General features: G+C 41.6%; 14 protein-coding genes. 4 read left to right on the plus strand and 10 right to left on the minus strand.

Going from position 1 to position 15,571, the window contains the following annotated elements; all coding sequences use genetic code 11:
• The first annotated feature begins 100 nt into the window (after window positions 1-100).
• From AC3WJJ_RS08915 to AC3WJJ_RS08925, 3 genes are read left to right on the plus strand one after another with little or no spacing between them, the layout of a single operon-like run.
• Entirely contained in the window at window positions 101-814 is a 714-nt protein-coding gene (locus AC3WJJ_RS08915; RefSeq protein ID WP_492539874.1) for a polyphosphate polymerase domain-containing protein, read from the plus strand.
• A gap of 5 nt (window positions 815-819) precedes the next feature.
• Entirely contained in the window at window positions 820-1,521 is a 702-nt protein-coding gene (locus tag AC3WJJ_RS08920; protein ID WP_422657127.1) for a DUF4956 domain-containing protein, read from the plus strand.
• A gap of 19 nt (window positions 1,522-1,540) precedes the next feature.
• Window positions 1,541-3,424 carry a CotH kinase family protein gene (locus AC3WJJ_RS08925; protein WP_492539877.1) on the plus strand — a complete coding sequence of 628 codons (1,884 nt, stop codon included), beginning with the start codon at window positions 1,541-1,543 and terminating at the stop codon, window positions 3,422-3,424.
• 50 nt (window positions 3,425-3,474) lie between these two features.
• On the opposite strand, the gene AC3WJJ_RS08930 is transcribed toward AC3WJJ_RS08925, so the two are convergent.
• The 10 genes from AC3WJJ_RS08930 to AC3WJJ_RS08975 form a co-directional block, all read right to left on the minus strand.
• Window positions 3,475-3,789, minus strand: coding sequence for a hypothetical protein (locus AC3WJJ_RS08930; protein ID WP_492539878.1), 315 nt, complete (start codon window positions 3,787-3,789; stop codon window positions 3,475-3,477).
• 89 nt (window positions 3,790-3,878) lie between these two features.
• The gene (locus tag AC3WJJ_RS08935) at window positions 3,879-4,493 is read right to left on the minus strand and encodes a TVP38/TMEM64 family protein (protein WP_492541973.1); all 615 of its coding nucleotides are present in this window, start codon (window positions 4,491-4,493) and stop codon (window positions 3,879-3,881) included.
• 115 nt (window positions 4,494-4,608) lie between these two features.
• The gene (locus AC3WJJ_RS08940) at window positions 4,609-5,079 is read right to left on the minus strand and encodes a DinB family protein (RefSeq protein WP_492539879.1); all 471 of its coding nucleotides are present in this window, start codon (window positions 5,077-5,079) and stop codon (window positions 4,609-4,611) included.
• Between the two features lie 168 nt (window positions 5,080-5,247).
• Complete coding sequence (locus AC3WJJ_RS08945; protein WP_492539881.1) at window positions 5,248-6,060, minus strand: GNAT family N-acetyltransferase; 813 nt, start codon at window positions 6,058-6,060, stop codon at window positions 5,248-5,250.
• 179 nt (window positions 6,061-6,239) lie between these two features.
• Window positions 6,240-6,956: a DsbA family oxidoreductase gene (locus tag AC3WJJ_RS08950; RefSeq protein ID WP_492539882.1), complete on the minus strand. Its 717-nt coding sequence runs from the start codon at window positions 6,954-6,956 to the stop codon at window positions 6,240-6,242.
• Window positions 6,957-7,085: 129 nt separating this feature from the next.
• Window positions 7,086-7,799, minus strand: a complete 714-nt coding sequence (locus AC3WJJ_RS08955) for an HAD family hydrolase (RefSeq protein ID WP_492539884.1) — start codon at window positions 7,797-7,799, stop codon at window positions 7,086-7,088.
• Between the two features lie 15 nt (window positions 7,800-7,814).
• Window positions 7,815-8,384, minus strand: coding sequence for an AAA family ATPase (locus tag AC3WJJ_RS08960; RefSeq protein ID WP_492539886.1), 570 nt, complete (start codon window positions 8,382-8,384; stop codon window positions 7,815-7,817).
• A gap of 212 nt (window positions 8,385-8,596) precedes the next feature.
• Window positions 8,597-13,519, minus strand: coding sequence for a HAMP domain-containing protein (locus AC3WJJ_RS08965; protein WP_492539888.1), 4,923 nt, complete (start codon window positions 13,517-13,519; stop codon window positions 8,597-8,599).
• 74 nt (window positions 13,520-13,593) lie between these two features.
• Window positions 13,594-13,857, minus strand: a complete 264-nt coding sequence (locus AC3WJJ_RS08970) for a YqkE family protein (protein ID WP_492539890.1) — start codon at window positions 13,855-13,857, stop codon at window positions 13,594-13,596.
• Between the two features lie 74 nt (window positions 13,858-13,931).
• Window positions 13,932-14,663: a ZIP family metal transporter gene (locus AC3WJJ_RS08975; protein WP_492539891.1), complete on the minus strand. Its 732-nt coding sequence runs from the start codon at window positions 14,661-14,663 to the stop codon at window positions 13,932-13,934.
• 322 nt (window positions 14,664-14,985) lie between these two features.
• Between AC3WJJ_RS08975 and AC3WJJ_RS08980 the strand changes: the two genes are divergently transcribed.
• A complete protein-coding gene (locus tag AC3WJJ_RS08980) occupies window positions 14,986-15,483 on the plus strand; it encodes a hypothetical protein (RefSeq protein ID WP_492539893.1) in 498 nt (165 codons plus the stop codon).
• Window positions 15,484-15,571: the final 88 nt, after the last annotated feature.

A 15,571-nucleotide genomic window follows, 5' to 3' on the forward strand; every position in this document is an offset into this window, starting at 1 on the left:
AATCAGGAATGACTGTTAGTATAAATCCCATAGAAATCACCGTAGTTCAATGCTGATTGAACAACAGTGTAACCAATTTAGAAAGTAAAGGGGTGAAAACATGAATACGAAACTGAAATATCGACATGAGCTTAAGTTTTTTGTGAACCAACATCAATATCAGATTATTGCTAAACGACTGAGAAACTTGGTGTCTTATGATCAACACGCTAACCCATCTGGAGAATATCATATTCGCAGCTTATATTTTGATGACATCAATAACAAGGCACTTCACGAAAAGCTTGGCGGAATCAGGGATCGAGTGAAATATAGAATTCGGATCTACAATGTTGAGGATACAACCATTCATTTTGAGAAGAAGATTAAGTTCAAAGATTTCATAGCTAAAGTTAAGGAGCCTTTAACTAGAGAACTGACCGAAGAGATCATGGCTGGACATTTCGAAGGATTAAATGATCCAGACAAACCACTCTTTATGGAGCTTTATCATGAAATGAAACATAATCTTCTACGTCCAAAGGTCATTGTAGATTATATCCGTGAACCTTATATTTGTCATCACGGAAATGTTAGGATCACATTCGATAAAGAACTCCGCAGCGGACTACATTCTATTGATTTATTTAATAAGAATCTGAATCCCATTCGGGCGATTGATGAGAATCTTATTATTATGGAAGTCAAATACGATGAATATTTACCTGAATCCATTAAAGCAGTACTCCAGTTAGAGGGTCTAAACAGACAATCCGCCAGCAAATACGTCATGTGCAGAAAGTTTCTGAAATATAACACTTGGGAGGATTATTAAAAGAAATGAACACCACAACGACTGAAACAACCACTAATTTTTCTGATGTCATAAAAAAATCCGTCATGGAGAATTTCGTATCTGACATTAGTCTATCTAAAATGTTAATCACACTAGGTATCGCATTTATCATTGGATTATTTATCTACTTCCTATATAGACGTGTATTCAGTGGGGTTCTATATTCCAAAAGCTTTAATGTTTCGTTAATTGGAATGACGATGATCACAGCGATGGTTATTATCGCCATCAATTCTAACCTAGTACTATCGCTCGGTATGGTCGGTGCATTATCCATTGTTCGCTTCAGAACTCCGATCAAAGATCCTACAGATCTCATTTTCTTGTTCTGGGCTGCAGTCGCAGGTATTGTAACAGGCGCAGGATTCTATACGCTTGCTGCCGTAGGTTCTATTATTATTGGATTAATTCTGTTCTTCTTCATCAAGAAAGCATCTGTAGAAACCCCTTATCTACTTGTTATTAACTGCGATGGTGATTCCAGTGAACAAGAAGTTCATAAACAAATTAGCAAAATCGTAAAACGATACAATGTGAAACAAAAAACTGTTACACGCGGTAACATTGAAATCACGCTCGAAGTTCGTCTACAAGATGAGGAAGGTCGTTTTGTAAATCAAATTTCTGAACTGGGCGGTGTTAAGAATGCCGTACTAATCAGTTACAGCGGCGATTATGTATCTTAAGACAGGCGGTGTCAGGAATATGAAATCTAATTTCAAACCCATTCTCATGGGCTTCTGTTGCCTACTTCTGCTCTTTAGTATTACGGGCTGTACTACTCTGATAAATCGTAATTCAGACACGGCAGAATCAAGCACAAGCGCTGTGAATTCAAGTACTGATACGAATGGGAAAAAGGCTACTCTCAATGACATTTTCCCAAAAGATAAAGTCATTGATGTGAAAATAACGATCGATGAGGCAGATTTTCAAGATATGCTGGATAACGCCAGCAAAGAGGAATATAAGGAAGCATCCGTTAACTATAATGGATACCAGTTTGATCATGTAGGCATTCGGACCAAGGGCAACTTAAGTCTTAGAAGTGTAGTGAACTCGGACTCCGATCGATACAGCTTCAAGTTATCTTTTGATGAATATATAAGCCAGCAATTAGGTGGCATCAGTAAAATAAACCTAAACAACAATTATAGCGATGCCTCCTATATGCGTGAATTCTTGACTTACGAACTGGCTGAATCCGTGGGGCTTCCAACACCGGGGTTCTCATACGTGAATGTTTATGTGAATGATGAGTTATGGGGCTTTTACCTAGCTATTGAACAAGTTGATGAGGCATATCTCAACCGTAACTTCGGCAATGCTACAGGTGCGTTGTACAAAGGAGAAATGACAGGTGCCGGAAGTGACTTAACTTGGCTCGGAGATGACCTAGACTCTTATACAGGATTGGCTATGAAATCAGAGAAATCGAACGATGATATCCTGATTGATATGCTGGATGAACTAAATAATGGTTCTGATTATGAGAAGGTACTGAACGTCGAAAATGTGCTTAAATATATCGCACTTAATGTGGCAGCCTCCAACATGGACAGCTATCTAGGATCCAATAAACAAAACTATTATTTATATGAAGATGACGGCATCTTTAACATTCTTCCATGGGATTATAATATGGCTTTTGGAGGATTCGGAGGTAGCAATATACTTATCGACGAGCCAACACAAGGCGCTGTTGCGGAACGCCCACTTGTAGCTAAATTGCTAGCAGTTGATGAGTATAAAGAACAGTATCATCAGATACTAAGCGAAATGATTAACGGTTATTTGAAAGAAGAGAATATTACAGCAAGAATTCAGGAATTACAAGAATTAATCTCTACTCATGTGAAGAACGATCCAAGACCATTCTATTCGTATGAGCAATATGAACAAGCGATCCCTTCTCTTACGTCTTTCATTACAAGTAGTAATGAGAGCATCTCGAAACAACTAGATGGGACGAGCCCTTCTTCTGGAGACGGAAGTGGAAGCGGAGGGGGAATGGGTGGTCCTGGCGGTGTTCGTGGCATGGGACGAGAAATGAGACAAAATGACGGTACTACTAGAGGCAACAATACGAATACAGGCAATGTGGGAAATCAAAACCAAGCACCTATGAATAGTGGAGACACTGAGGTTAACGGGCAGGCCACACCGCCTTCCCCACCAGACGACATGCAAACGAACGCTGCTGGTGTTCCTGGTAATGTTCCTGCTGGTAATCCAGTTGGTAATGACACTATGCCTACTGCTACCACTGGTGATCCAAACGAAACTTCTAGCAATGGTGCACCACATATGCCATCTACGACCACTCAAACCGAGTCGGAATCGTCTCAGAATGGGCAGCAGAACAATCGCCCCGATCAATTTGGCGGGGCTGGAATGAACCCAGGACAAATGGATGGCAAAATGCCAGAAGGCGGCTTTGGTGGTGGCGGCTTCCGGCCAGATGGCTTCGGCCGTGATGGGGCTAACGAGCAAGGCAGCAGTCGTGAAGCCCTCTATACGGGAGTTGCTCTAATTTTACTTATATTATCCTCACTATTCGTGACCTTGTATAAGCGTAAACGATTGTAAAATAGCCATAAAAAAGAACAATTCTCCACTCTTGGAGGATTGTTCTTTGTTTACCCTATCCATGAAAGAATAGCAGGTGTTACGATCAAAATAATCCCTAAAGATATACAGCTACTCGTTACCTTTCTGGATAACTTCCGCTGGGTTTCAGCGGAGCGATACCATCCGTGAAATTGCAATTTATTGCGGTACAGAACTAGAAACAATAACACATTCCCACCGAGCAATATCATTCCATAGTAGTCATGCCACGTCATAATTGATGATAAGAGCCTCTTTTCCACTTCTCCAAGACTAGCAACGATAACCATCAACAAAATCATCATTCTTATCACTTCGATTAATGCCGTCCAAAGTCTGGTCATGGTCTGTAAATACTCCTTACTATCCATAGTTTTATCAATTATATACCAAACAATGGAAAATTTAAAATGAATTGAACAAGTGTTAACAACTATTCAGGTGTAAGTTCTGTACTTTTCTGCGACGTATTTGTCCCTCTGAGAATAAATGCTTCTATTTTCTTACTGATCCACAGAAGTACAATAACCGCAGCAACTACCCCCAACAGTAGCAATGGCTGATTCATAAATTCCATAAAGTTAGCACCTACAAAAGATACACAGAACACCATAATTCCCTTGCCTAATGTAACAGCTAGCAAATAGGAACGAATATGCATCCTTGCAATTCCTGCAGCCATATTCACGGCCACAAATGGACCAACTGGAAGAATCCCCAGCAGAAATACATAACTAAATCCGTTTCGTTGAATCCATCTCATACCACGTTGTACCTTAGGTTTTGCAGCCCATTTATCCAGATATCGAGATCCAGATATTTTGCGAACGACCAGAAACGTAAGCAGACAACCACTCACAAGACCGATCCATGAATATATAAATCCGGGCCAGAAACCATATACAGCCGCATTTACTCCAACAATAAGTACTGTCGGTAGCGGTGGAATAAATGACTTCATAAATGTTAGGAGGATCCCAGGAATAGGTCCAAGAGACCTGAATTTCTCAAGAAACCAGCTTAAATTTTCTTCTGTAAACAAAGCCATGATGTCTTGTACACTATCCAATCTATTTCCACCTACTTTATTAAACAATTAGATATCTTAAGTGTAACGGATAAATGGTGAACAATCACTATGATTTTATAAACTAAAACGGGCTTTATTGGTTATTCATTAAAGACTTAATTTGATTCATATGGTGCTGATCATGCCAAATGAAATCACGAATAAATACAGGCACTTGAAATGGGTGCCCATCTGCATCTACATACTCCTTAGTATATTCCTCTTCAGATAGGCTCTTGATGCAGTTAATGATGTTTTGACGATAAGTCAGGGTTTGTTCTATCAATTCCTGAATAGACATGGTTCGCCCATAAGTCTTAGCCGTTTCATTAAAAGAATCATAATCCAGATGCTTAACTGTCAGTTCTTCTTTATGACTTATATTCAGGATAGCCCCTTCTAGGAAATACTCGTCCCATTTCATGATGTGACTCACTACATCGCGAACTAACCATTTTCCTTCCCCCATCGATTGATTCCACAGCGTTTCATCCTGTTCTTTCAACACCCTAACATAGTCAATCCACTCTGAATACTGCTCTAACAGTTGTTCTTTCTCGTTCATGGAGAGAGCACCTCTTTCTATATTATTTATCACATAAGTTCTGAGTCGGTCATCAGACCATTCTGATAACATGTTCCACAATCATGTGCCTGTATCCATTCTGCAACGCAGTTGGTGCGGGCTGTACAATATTTCGAAGAGATTTCCTTGATGTGAAAGTTATCCCGCCTACCTCTCCGTCCATGTAGTTCTTACATACCCGAGCTTCATCCCGATCCTCTCCATATTTCGATGGCTTTGTGATAGAAAGGAACATTGACTTACCGCCAGCCGGCAATTCTCTTCAATTGCTTTAGCCAGTCGTCTTCTAAGAAGCGATTGCTGCAAGCCTTTGTATCTATAATCAGGTAAAGTTGCTGCAAAGGTCAGGGATGCAATTCCATTCTTTATGTACATAACGCCTACGGCGGCTGGCTTATGTTCAATATAAGCCATGAAAAAAGTCCAACCAGGACGGGCATAAAGCACTTCATTATTTCTAGCGACTGGATCTATACCTTGCGGTGGTAACCCTGTCCCCTCGCAATGGATAGCTGCATACTTCTCGAACTCATCACGCTTAATCGGTCGTATCTCTATACTGTGCTCCTCTTCTGAAATACCTAATTCGAGCTCCATGTACATGGATGTATGGAACCCAGCATGATACAATCCTTTCTCTGACAAGACCTGTAGTAGTCCTTGATCCACCATAGATGGAACAATTTCAATCTGAATTTTACGGCCTTTTGATTGATAGAATCCAATCATATCATCGATGTATGGGATATCTGAAGATCGTATTCCTTTCACCGTGTTAAAAGAAGGCCACGGCATGTTCTTACTGTATAAACATATCGCACTCCCTATATGTTCAATCTCTATTCCTTCCGGGTTCCCTTCCCGCTCCTTGATAGCCAGCATTCGGTCAGTCATATAATCCATTTCAGAAGTCTCTATATCAAGAATCAGGGACTCCGATAGAAGTGAGGGGCTCTTCATACAAACGCTTCCTTTCCTTCAACTTACATGAATTGCTATTATTATAGAACTTATGTTCCTACTTTACAAGACTAAATTACCAGATCGTTCCAAACGAAACCTTGTACTAAAATCAAACAAGCGACTCGCGGATTATGCTCCCGAGTCGCTTGTTCTGATACTATTATAAAGTGTAATAATTACGATTTTGACGGGATATCACAAGAACCATCGGTGCATGCTCCCGCGCTGTTGTCATCCTCATTTACTAGAATCAATGGCTTTTCTTCACCATATGCTTTTTGCAACGCATCCATAAATACCTCTTCTGGTTGAGCACCAGACACCGCATATTTACCACCCAATACGAAGAATGGAACTCCCCTTACACCGATTCGCTGAGCTGCTTCTTCATCTGCACGAACTTCAGATGTGAATGTATCACTATTCAGAACAGAAGCCGCCTCATCGCGTGATAGACCAATTTCTGCGGCCAGATCAGCAAGTAACTCTTTATCCTCCAGATTCCGTGTCTCCGTGAAATAAGCCAAGAAGAGACGCTCTGTCATTTCTTTCATCTTGTCATGCTGAGAAGCAAAATGTACAAGACGATGAGCATCAAAAGAGTTCGCTGGAATGATTTTGTCCAAATGATATGTAAGACCTAATTGAGCCGCTTGCTGCGTAATATTACGGTTGGAAGCCTCTGCCTGCTCAATACTCATTCCATACTTACTCGCCAATAGTTCAGTCATGGATACACCTGGTTTATAAGATGCATTTGGGTCTAATTCAAAACTGCGGTACACCACTTCAACGTCTTCTTTATTCGGAAAATGGTTTAAAACCGCCTCAAAACGGCGCTTACCAATATAACAAAACGGACACATAAAGTCCGACCAGATCTCAACCTTCATTTAGCTAAACCCCCTATGGTATTTGAATTGACTTACTTATTGTAACCTGCATTCGAAATTTCTTCAAGCTAATAAGTAAGCCTTTCTATAATTTGTTACTAATGCTTCATGATTCATCTTATCGTCTCCTCAATCAACATTAATGGTAACCCTGCCTTTCATCATCTCCGTAACAGCATTCAAATCGGAAAAAGTGTATGTCGGTTGTATGGTATCATGCTTCGCTTTCCGAGCTCGATTGAGCCACACGGCATCTATACCACACTGCATTGCACCCCAAGCGTCATTGTTAATGGAATCTCCGATATGCAGCACCTCACTCGGCTGTAGACCAGCTCTGCGTAACCCCTCTAAGAACATCTCTTGACGTGGCTTGTAGGATTGTACATCTTCACTTGAGATAACACCATCTACCTTTAGCCCATGATATTCAATTGCATTACTGACATCCTCCGTATCAATATTAGACAGAATATACAGAGGAACCTGACCGTTCCACTCTTCAAGAAATGGCTTCGTATCCTCAAAGATAACAGGCTTTTTCCAATGTTCAAATTGCAGCTGAATCAGTTTTTCCGCATCTGCGTCCGATTGAAACTCCCGAATTGTCTCTGCAAGAGACTCTACACCGATTTGTCGTTGCGGTCTAAAGGAAGGTCCATAACACGAATCCGATAGTCGCAGGAAAGCTTTCCACCAATACCCACCAATATCTCGAATCGAATAATCTGCACTTGAACTTGAACTTGTACGTACCCGCTCACAGATTAATGGCAGAATTTCATCATCTTCATGAACCAAGGTCCCGTAAAAATCAATAAAAACAGCTTTATATTTCTTCATCATATCCTCCTGTTGTCACATGCCTCGACTTTTCATTTCAATCCACTGCAGAAGCATGTTCATTCCTTTTCTCGGACCTGTTGCTCCGTTCATGATGATATCTGCAAACCATTTCGTAGGTTCTACGTATTGGTCATGTCGGTACCGGACTAAATCTAAATATTCGGCAACCGTATCATCATATGTATATCCTTTTTCAAGAAACCACTTCATGCGCCGCAAGGACCGTTCATCTGCTTGGCAGTCTATATATACCTTTAAGTCTAGTGTGTTTCTAAGCTCTGGAAAATGAAATAACAAAAATCCTTCGATGATAATCACATCAAAATTCTGCCCTTGAACAGCCAAGGAATAATCTTGAAGAAGTTTGTTTACATCTACTGCATCCGGATGATTAAAATCCTCATATTCTTTATCCGTGAAGGAAGCATGAGATCGAGGTCTCACCTCTTTATAGTAATGATCCATATGAAATATTTTGACTACTAGGGGTTGAAGATGCTCTTCAAGTTGTAGGCTAAGCCTTGTCTTACCACTACCAGAGCCACCTGCTATACCAATCGTCTGAACGTGATTACGTCTCATGGGCTCCCACAATAACATGCCTTCAACATATTTCCTCCATTCCTAGCGGAATTCTATAGAAGATTTTATCCCTAGATATCACAGACTAACCTTCCATAATTATACATGGGAAAGAGAACGGATGATACCACTCGAAAAAAAAGCGAGTAGGCTAACCCTTAAAGGCCTAGCCACTCGCTTACATTTCTCTTCATTCTTCTTAAACAATGAGCCTATTGTGATTGATCCGTTCCATCTCGATCTTCTTGAGCAGCCTCCGGCTCACGAATCCAGCTGCGAATCATAGACAACAGCTGTGTACTATTCACTGGTTTTGTAATGTAATCAGATGCTCCTGCTTCCAGACACTCCTCACGGTCGCCTTTCATTGCCTTCGCTGTCAGAGCAATAATTGGCAGATCGCTGAATTGCGGTTGCTGGCGAATTGCGCGAGTCGTCTCATAACCATCCATGACCGGCATCATGATATCCATGAGGATCATATCTACATCCGGTGTCTGATTTAATATATTTAGAGCTTCATGGCCGTTCTCAGCAGGAATCACTTTCATATTGTGACGTTCAAGTATAGTCGTTAGCGCAAAAATATTTCGTATATCATCATCAACCACTAACACCTTCTTGTATTTAATCATCTCGTCAGATTGATGAAGTTTTACGAGTGTCTCCCTTGGACCCTCGGGGAGATTTTCCGACTTCCGGTGTAAATATAATGCTGTTTCATCCAAGATTTGAATCGGTGACTTTACTTCTTTTATCACTGCATATTTAGCTAGGTCCTCGAGTTCTTCCTCTTCTTCCGCACTCCACTTCTTACTGCGATTCAACACAATTGGCAGGTGCTTATGCTTCGCCGTCTTCTGAATTGTCTTAATGAAAGTAAAGACGCCACCACCTCTTATATCGTTATCAAGCATCATACAATCGAATTCTAGCGTTTCAAGCTGATCTAGCGCCTCTTCAGTTGATGATGCAGACGTTATATGGATATCGGTGTTATCGATCATCTCCACGATTTCCTGACGCCTTGCTTCATCGCTCACAATAAGAAGAAGTTGATGTATTGATTTCTGTGCATAATCTTTTAATCGATCAATCGCATTCTCAAGGTCTTCATTCGAGACTGGTTTGCACACATAATCAAACACGCCTTTCTGTTTCAATCCAACCTCATCTTCTTCAATTGTAATGACACATACCGGGATGTGACGCACACTAAGATCGTTTTTTAATTGTTCGATGACAATCCAGCCATCCATGTCTGCTAGACGAAGATCCAGAGTTATTGCATCAGGCTTATATTGGCGAACCATTTCGAGTGCATTAGATCCCATTGAAGTAATGATTGCTTTAATGCCTTTTTTGTGCAAAACATCTAGCAAAATCTCATTAAACGCCAGATCATCCTCAATGATCATAAAGACCTGATCACCTGGCTGAATGTGATTCCGATCGTCCACGATACTCTTAGGTGATGTTCTTGTGAAGGAGCGTGTTCGAAGCGGAGGTGTAACATCTATCACCTCAGGTTCGTACTTAGGCTTCGGTTCTGGTCCAGATAGCTCTTGATCAAGCGGTAGATACAATATGAAAGTACTTCCTTTACCCTCAACGCTGAATAAAGAAATTTCACCGCCTAGAAGTGCAGCAATCTCACGAGAAATCGCAAGACCTAACCCTGTTCCACCATATAATCGGTTCGTACTGCCATCGGCTTGCTGAAACGCTTCAAATATAATCTGCTGCTTGTCCTCAGGAATACCAATACCCGTATCATTTACAACGAAACTGAGGACCGTCTTCGCTTGATTTAGCGCCTCATTATCGCGGCTCCAGCCATCTGTAGCAGGTGCAATATACAGAGAAACTTCTCCATCTTCTGTGAACTTAAAAGCGTTAGAGAGAAGGTTCTTCACAATTTGCTGAAGACGTTTAAAATCCGTAAGGATCATCTCCGGAACTCCAGATGCTATCTTGATACTATAGTCGATATGTTTATCTTCAGCGATATGCCTGAAACTACGGTCCAATCCGTCAACCAACTCGCTGATCTTAACCTCATTATAATCCGGTGTGACTGTTCCAGATTCGATTTTAGACAAATCTAATATATCATTAATTAAATTCAATAACTCAATGCCAGAATCCTGAATTGTTTTGGCGAATTTCACTTGGTTGGAGGTCAAATTCGCATCCGGATTCTCAGCCAACTGCTCGGCAAGTAGTAATAAAGAATTCAGTGGTGTTCGCAATTCATGAGACATATTTGCCAAGAACTCTGATTTATACTTTGAAGTCAAGGCGAGCTGTTCTGCTTTTTCTTCAAGAAAACGTTTTGCCAGTTCAATCTCGTCATTCTTACTCTCAACCTCAGCCTTTTGAATAACAAGCAGCTTTGCTTTATCTTCTAGTTCCTCATTCGTATGTTGAAGCTCTTGCTGCTGATATTGAAGTTCTTCCGTTAAGGATTGGGATTGGATTAATAGTTCTTCCGTTCTACGGTTTACTTGCATGGTATTGATCACAATTCCAATCGATTCAGTCAGCTGATCAAGAAAAGCGAGATCGATTTCATTGAACAGACGGAAAGAAGCAAGTTCAAGTACAGCAAGCACCTGATCCTCAAAAATAATCGGAAGAAGTACAATGTTCAGTGGTGTCGCTTCTCCAAGTCCTGACGATATGACAACATAATCGGATGGTACATTGGTAAGCAGAATCCGCTGCTTCTCCACAAGACACTGTCCTACTAAGCCTTCTCCCGCACGGAACTCATTTGAAAGATGTTTGCGCTGCTGATAACCATAACTTGAGAATAATCTTAGAAGCGGAGTACCATTCACATCCTCATTAAGATAGAATACTCCATGCTGAGCAGATACGAGTGGAGCAAGTTCAGACAATATCATACGACTGACCGCACTTAGATCCCGCTGGCCTTGAAGCATCCGAGAGAACTTCGCAAGATTCGTCTTGAGCCAATCCTGCTCGGTATTAATACGCGTGGTTTCTTTAAGATTGCGGATCATCTCATTCACATTATCTTTCAGTGCCGCTACCTCTCCAGCTGCAGCAACATCAATCGAACGAGACAGATCACCTTTTGTTACAGCTATAGCAACATTCGTAATCGCACGTACCTGCGTTGTAAGTGTGCTCGCCATGTAGTTAACGTTATCAGTAAGATCACGCCAAGTTCCAGCAGCACCCGGTACATTCGCTTGACCACCAAGCTTACCTTCAGCTCCCACCTCACGCGCAACGGTCGTTACTTGATCTGCAAACGTTGCAAGGGTATCAATCATATTATTAATGGTATCGGTTAATTCGGCTATCTCACCTTCAGCATCCACATTTAGCTTCTGCTTCAAGTTACCATTGGCTACTGCGGTTACGACTTTCGCAATACCCCGAACCTGATCTGTCAGGTTGGAACCCATTGTATTTACGTTATCTGTCAGGTCTTTCCAAATACCACCGACACCATGAACCGTCGCTTGTCCACCTAACTTTCCATCGGTGCCCACTTCACGAGCGACCCGTGTGACCTCAGAAGCGAAGGAGTTAAGTTGATCCACCATCGTATTAATCGTATTTTTCAGCTCTAGTAGTTCACCTTTTACATCAACTGTGATTTTCTTAGACAAATCACCATTCGCTACAGCTGTTGTTACTCCGGCAATGTTCCGCATCTGAATTGTCAGATTACTCGCCATGAAGTTAACGTTGTCCGTCAGATCTTTCCATGTTCCAGATACGTCTTTCACATCGGCTTGTGATCCAAGCTTTCCTTCCGTCCCGACTTCACGAGCGACACGCGTAACCTCTGATGCGAATGTACTAAGCTGATCTACCATCGTGTTTATGGTGTTCTTCAACTCTAAGATCTCACCTTGTACATCGGCTGTGATTTTCTTCGATAGATCCCCTTTCGCAACGGCTGTCGTAACCTCTGCGATATTACGAACCTGGTTCGTGAGGTTGCTGGCCATGTCATTAACACTTTCTGTGAGATCTCGCCAGGTTCCTGCAACTCCGGTGACCTCAGCTTGACCACCCAGTATTCCCTCGGTACCCACCTCACGTGCCATCCGTGTAACTTCAGAAGCAAATGTACTAAGCTGATCTACCATCGTGTTAATGGTATTCTTCAGCTCTAAGATTTCACCTTGTACGTCCGCTGTGATCTTCTTCGACAGATCTCCATTAGCAACTGCTGTTGTAACCACAGCGATATTACGAACTTGCTCGGTCAAATTACTAGCCATATCGTTAACGCTCTCTGTCAGGTCACGCCAGGTTCCAGATACGCCTTTTACATTGGCTTGTCCACCTAGCTTACCTTCCGTACCTACCTCACGCGCCATACGTGTTACCTCAGATGCAAACGTGCTGAGCTGCTCGACCATGGTATTGATCGTATCTTTCAACTCCAGGATCTCGCCTTTGGCATTAACCGTAATCTGTTTCGATAGATCCCCTTTGGCTACCGCAGTCGTAACAGCGGCTATATTACGAACCTGATCGGTTAGATTATTCGCCATATTATTGACACTATCCGTTAAGTCTTTCCATGTTCCAGATACACCCTTTACATCGGCTTGGCCACCAAGTATCCCTTCAGTACCTACTTCGCGGGCTACACGGTTTACTTCTGATGCAAATGTGCTTAATTGAGTTACCATCTGATTTATGTTATTGGCGGTTCGAAGGAATTCACCTGTAAGCGGACGACCTTCGATCTCCATCTCGACTTTTTGTGACAAATTACCTTGGGCTACTGCATTAATAACTCGAACCATTTCATTCGTAGGCTGGATAAGATTCGTTACAAGCCCGTTTAAGGACTCTACCATCGTCCCCCATGAACCACCATTATTCTTATGTATAAATCGACGATGAAGCTTACCATCTTCGCCAACCACCTTGGCTACCGTCTGTACTTCGGTCACCAAGCTTTCCTGCATATCCATAATCTCATTAAAAGAATCCGCAACTTTACCTGCTACACCCGTCCACTCATAAGGCATTCTATGGGAGAAATCGCCTTTCTTCAATGCCATTAAAGCGTTTAACAACAAACCTACGTCCAATTGATCTTGAGAAGCATCTTGGATCTGTTTTTGATCAGACATGGGCATATTCCTTTCATGTTTAAGATGATGGAATGAATACTATATATGAAAACAGACGACCGTTAAGCCGTCTGTTATTTGAATTTTCGCCAATCCATTCCACTGTTCTCCAGCAGATGTTCAAAATCATTATCCAATCTTTTTTGTTCTGCTTTTTTTGCTTCTTCCCGCTTCTGACGCTCTTCCTCAACTCTTTTAGCCTCGTCAGCTTTGAGTGAATCAGATTGGGCCTTCAGACGCTCAATGACCTGTGGATTCAGTAAATCTTTGAGTGTAGCAGGCTTATCTGTGTGTTCATTGATACGGGGAGCTTGAGTTCTACCCTTTTTCTTCGCCATACTCATATCACCTCGGTTCTTCTATATTATAACATTATCAATTTGTCACAGCATCCAGGCCATATGGATCAGACTCAAACAAAAGCATAACTGACATAAACCATAATCAATAGCCCTATGATGAATGAATAGGTTGAAGGTCGCTCATAACCATGCCCATGACTTTCAGGAATTAGTTCTTTATAAACGATAAACATCATCGCACCCGCTGCAAAAGCTAGACCATAGCCAATTAATGATTCGATATAACTAGCTGTAAAATAGCCCACAACAGCCGAAATAAGCTCCATCATTCCAGTCAAGAAGACGATCATAAACGCTTTGAACTTATTTACACGAGAATTAATTAGGAATACGGCCAAGATCAATCCTTCAGGCATATTCTGAGCCCCAATGGATATGGCCACCATAGGACCAAGTCCTACATTCTCACTCGCATAACTAAATCCAGTACTTAATCCTTCCGGAATGTTATGAATGAACAAAGCGATAATAACAAGTAGCGATTTAGAATCAAAGGATCTGATCTTCGATTGATTCTCCACATCGATATGAGGGATATTCTTCTCAATCAGATCCAGAACTACAATACCAAGCAGAAGTCCAACCGTGAGTGAGATAATTCCACCTTCCTGAAGTGCTTGCGGCATGAGTCCAAACGTGGAGGCCGAGACCATAATACCAGCTGTGAAAGCAATCAGTATATCTTTCCACTTCTCAGACAATGTCTTTACAAATAATAAAGGTACAGCACCGAATACTGTTGCCATCGCAGAAATAAAGCTGCCCCATAGTGCCGATTCCATATCTCGTATTCTCCTTTAAGTTATCAACTCAGCAGAATGCATAGTACTGTTACTATATAAACATCGTTTTAGGAAAATGAACATGGGAAGAGATACCAAAATCAGAAATATCCGCCCCAATTGGAGCGGATATCGCTGTCAAATGATAGTATCTTTGTTCTTGCCCTATATTATTCTTCGCAGTATATCCTTATGCTTTTGATACTTCATATAACCTAGACTAAAGTCTAGGTTGACTTTTACCTAGAGACGGAAGACACGACTTCCTCCGCATGGTATTCTTTAGCATATTAGTACATAGGAAAGGGGCACGTTTAAATTTATGAAACGAACCATTTTCGCGCCGCTACTCATCTTACTTGGTGTCTATTTGTTATTGAATCAAGGAGGATCTATCGGTGCAGGAACGATTTTTTCAACCTTCTGGCCCACACTCTTCGTCATTCCACTAGGCTTGTTCTTCCACTGGATGTACTTCTCTATGGTGGGACGAAAAGGAATCGGGCTGCTTATTCCAGGCGGGATTTTTCTCATGGCAGGGATCACCAGCCAGTTCGCGATCTTGTTAGATAGCTGGGAGACCATGTGGCCTGGCTATATCCTTGCGGTTGCTACAGGACTCTTCGAGTTTTATTGGTTCGGCTCCCGCAATAAGTGGATGCTCATACCCATCAACATTTTATGTGTGCTATCACTCTTATTCTTTGTTGTCTTCTCCATCGGACCCGTTCTTAACTACTTATCTTTTGTCCAGCCTTTAATTGCTGTCTTGCTAGTTCTGGGTGGTGTATGGCTAATTGTGAAACGTAAGACAACCTAACAAACAATAAAGGTCGATAACAGGTACTTGTCTTATATGCCTGTAGTCGACCTTTACTGTATACAAAAAAAAGGAACGATCTAAGTAA

The sequence above is a fragment of the Paenibacillus sp. FW507-14B1B genome (assembly GCF_058781425.1).

What these genes read in the sequence shown, in the direction of transcription:
- AC3WJJ_RS08915 (WP_492539874.1), top strand. Translation starts at nt 101, where the DNA reads ATGAATACGAAACTGAAATATCGACATGAGCTTAAGTTTTTTGTGAAC.
- AC3WJJ_RS08920 (WP_422657127.1), top strand. Translation starts at nt 820, where the DNA reads ATGAACACCACAACGACTGAAACAACCACTAATTTTTCTGATGTCATA.
- AC3WJJ_RS08925 (WP_492539877.1), top strand. Translation starts at nt 1,541, where the DNA reads ATGAAATCTAATTTCAAACCCATTCTCATGGGCTTCTGTTGCCTACTT.
- AC3WJJ_RS08930 (WP_492539878.1), bottom strand. Translation starts at nt 3,789, where the DNA reads ATGACCAGACTTTGGACGGCATTAATCGAAGTGATAAGAATGATGATT.
- AC3WJJ_RS08935 (WP_492541973.1), bottom strand. Translation starts at nt 4,493, where the DNA reads ATGGCTTTGTTTACAGAAGAAAATTTAAGCTGGTTTCTTGAGAAATTC.
- AC3WJJ_RS08940 (WP_492539879.1), bottom strand. Translation starts at nt 5,079, where the DNA reads ATGAACGAGAAAGAACAACTGTTAGAGCAGTATTCAGAGTGGATTGAC.
- AC3WJJ_RS08945 (WP_492539881.1), bottom strand. Translation starts at nt 6,060, where the DNA reads ATGAAGAGCCCCTCACTTCTATCGGAGTCCCTGATTCTTGATATAGAG.
- AC3WJJ_RS08950 (WP_492539882.1), bottom strand. Translation starts at nt 6,956, where the DNA reads ATGAAGGTTGAGATCTGGTCGGACTTTATGTGTCCGTTTTGTTATATT.
- AC3WJJ_RS08955 (WP_492539884.1), bottom strand. Translation starts at nt 7,799, where the DNA reads ATGAAGAAATATAAAGCTGTTTTTATTGATTTTTACGGGACCTTGGTT.
- AC3WJJ_RS08960 (WP_492539886.1), bottom strand. Translation starts at nt 8,384, where the DNA reads ATGAGACGTAATCACGTTCAGACGATTGGTATAGCAGGTGGCTCTGGT.
- AC3WJJ_RS08965 (WP_492539888.1), bottom strand. Translation starts at nt 13,519, where the DNA reads ATGTCTGATCAAAAACAGATCCAAGATGCTTCTCAAGATCAATTGGAC.
- AC3WJJ_RS08970 (WP_492539890.1), bottom strand. Translation starts at nt 13,857, where the DNA reads ATGGCGAAGAAAAAGGGTAGAACTCAAGCTCCCCGTATCAATGAACAC.
- AC3WJJ_RS08975 (WP_492539891.1), bottom strand. Translation starts at nt 14,663, where the DNA reads ATGGAATCGGCACTATGGGGCAGCTTTATTTCTGCGATGGCAACAGTA.
- AC3WJJ_RS08980 (WP_492539893.1), top strand. Translation starts at nt 14,986, where the DNA reads ATGAAACGAACCATTTTCGCGCCGCTACTCATCTTACTTGGTGTCTAT.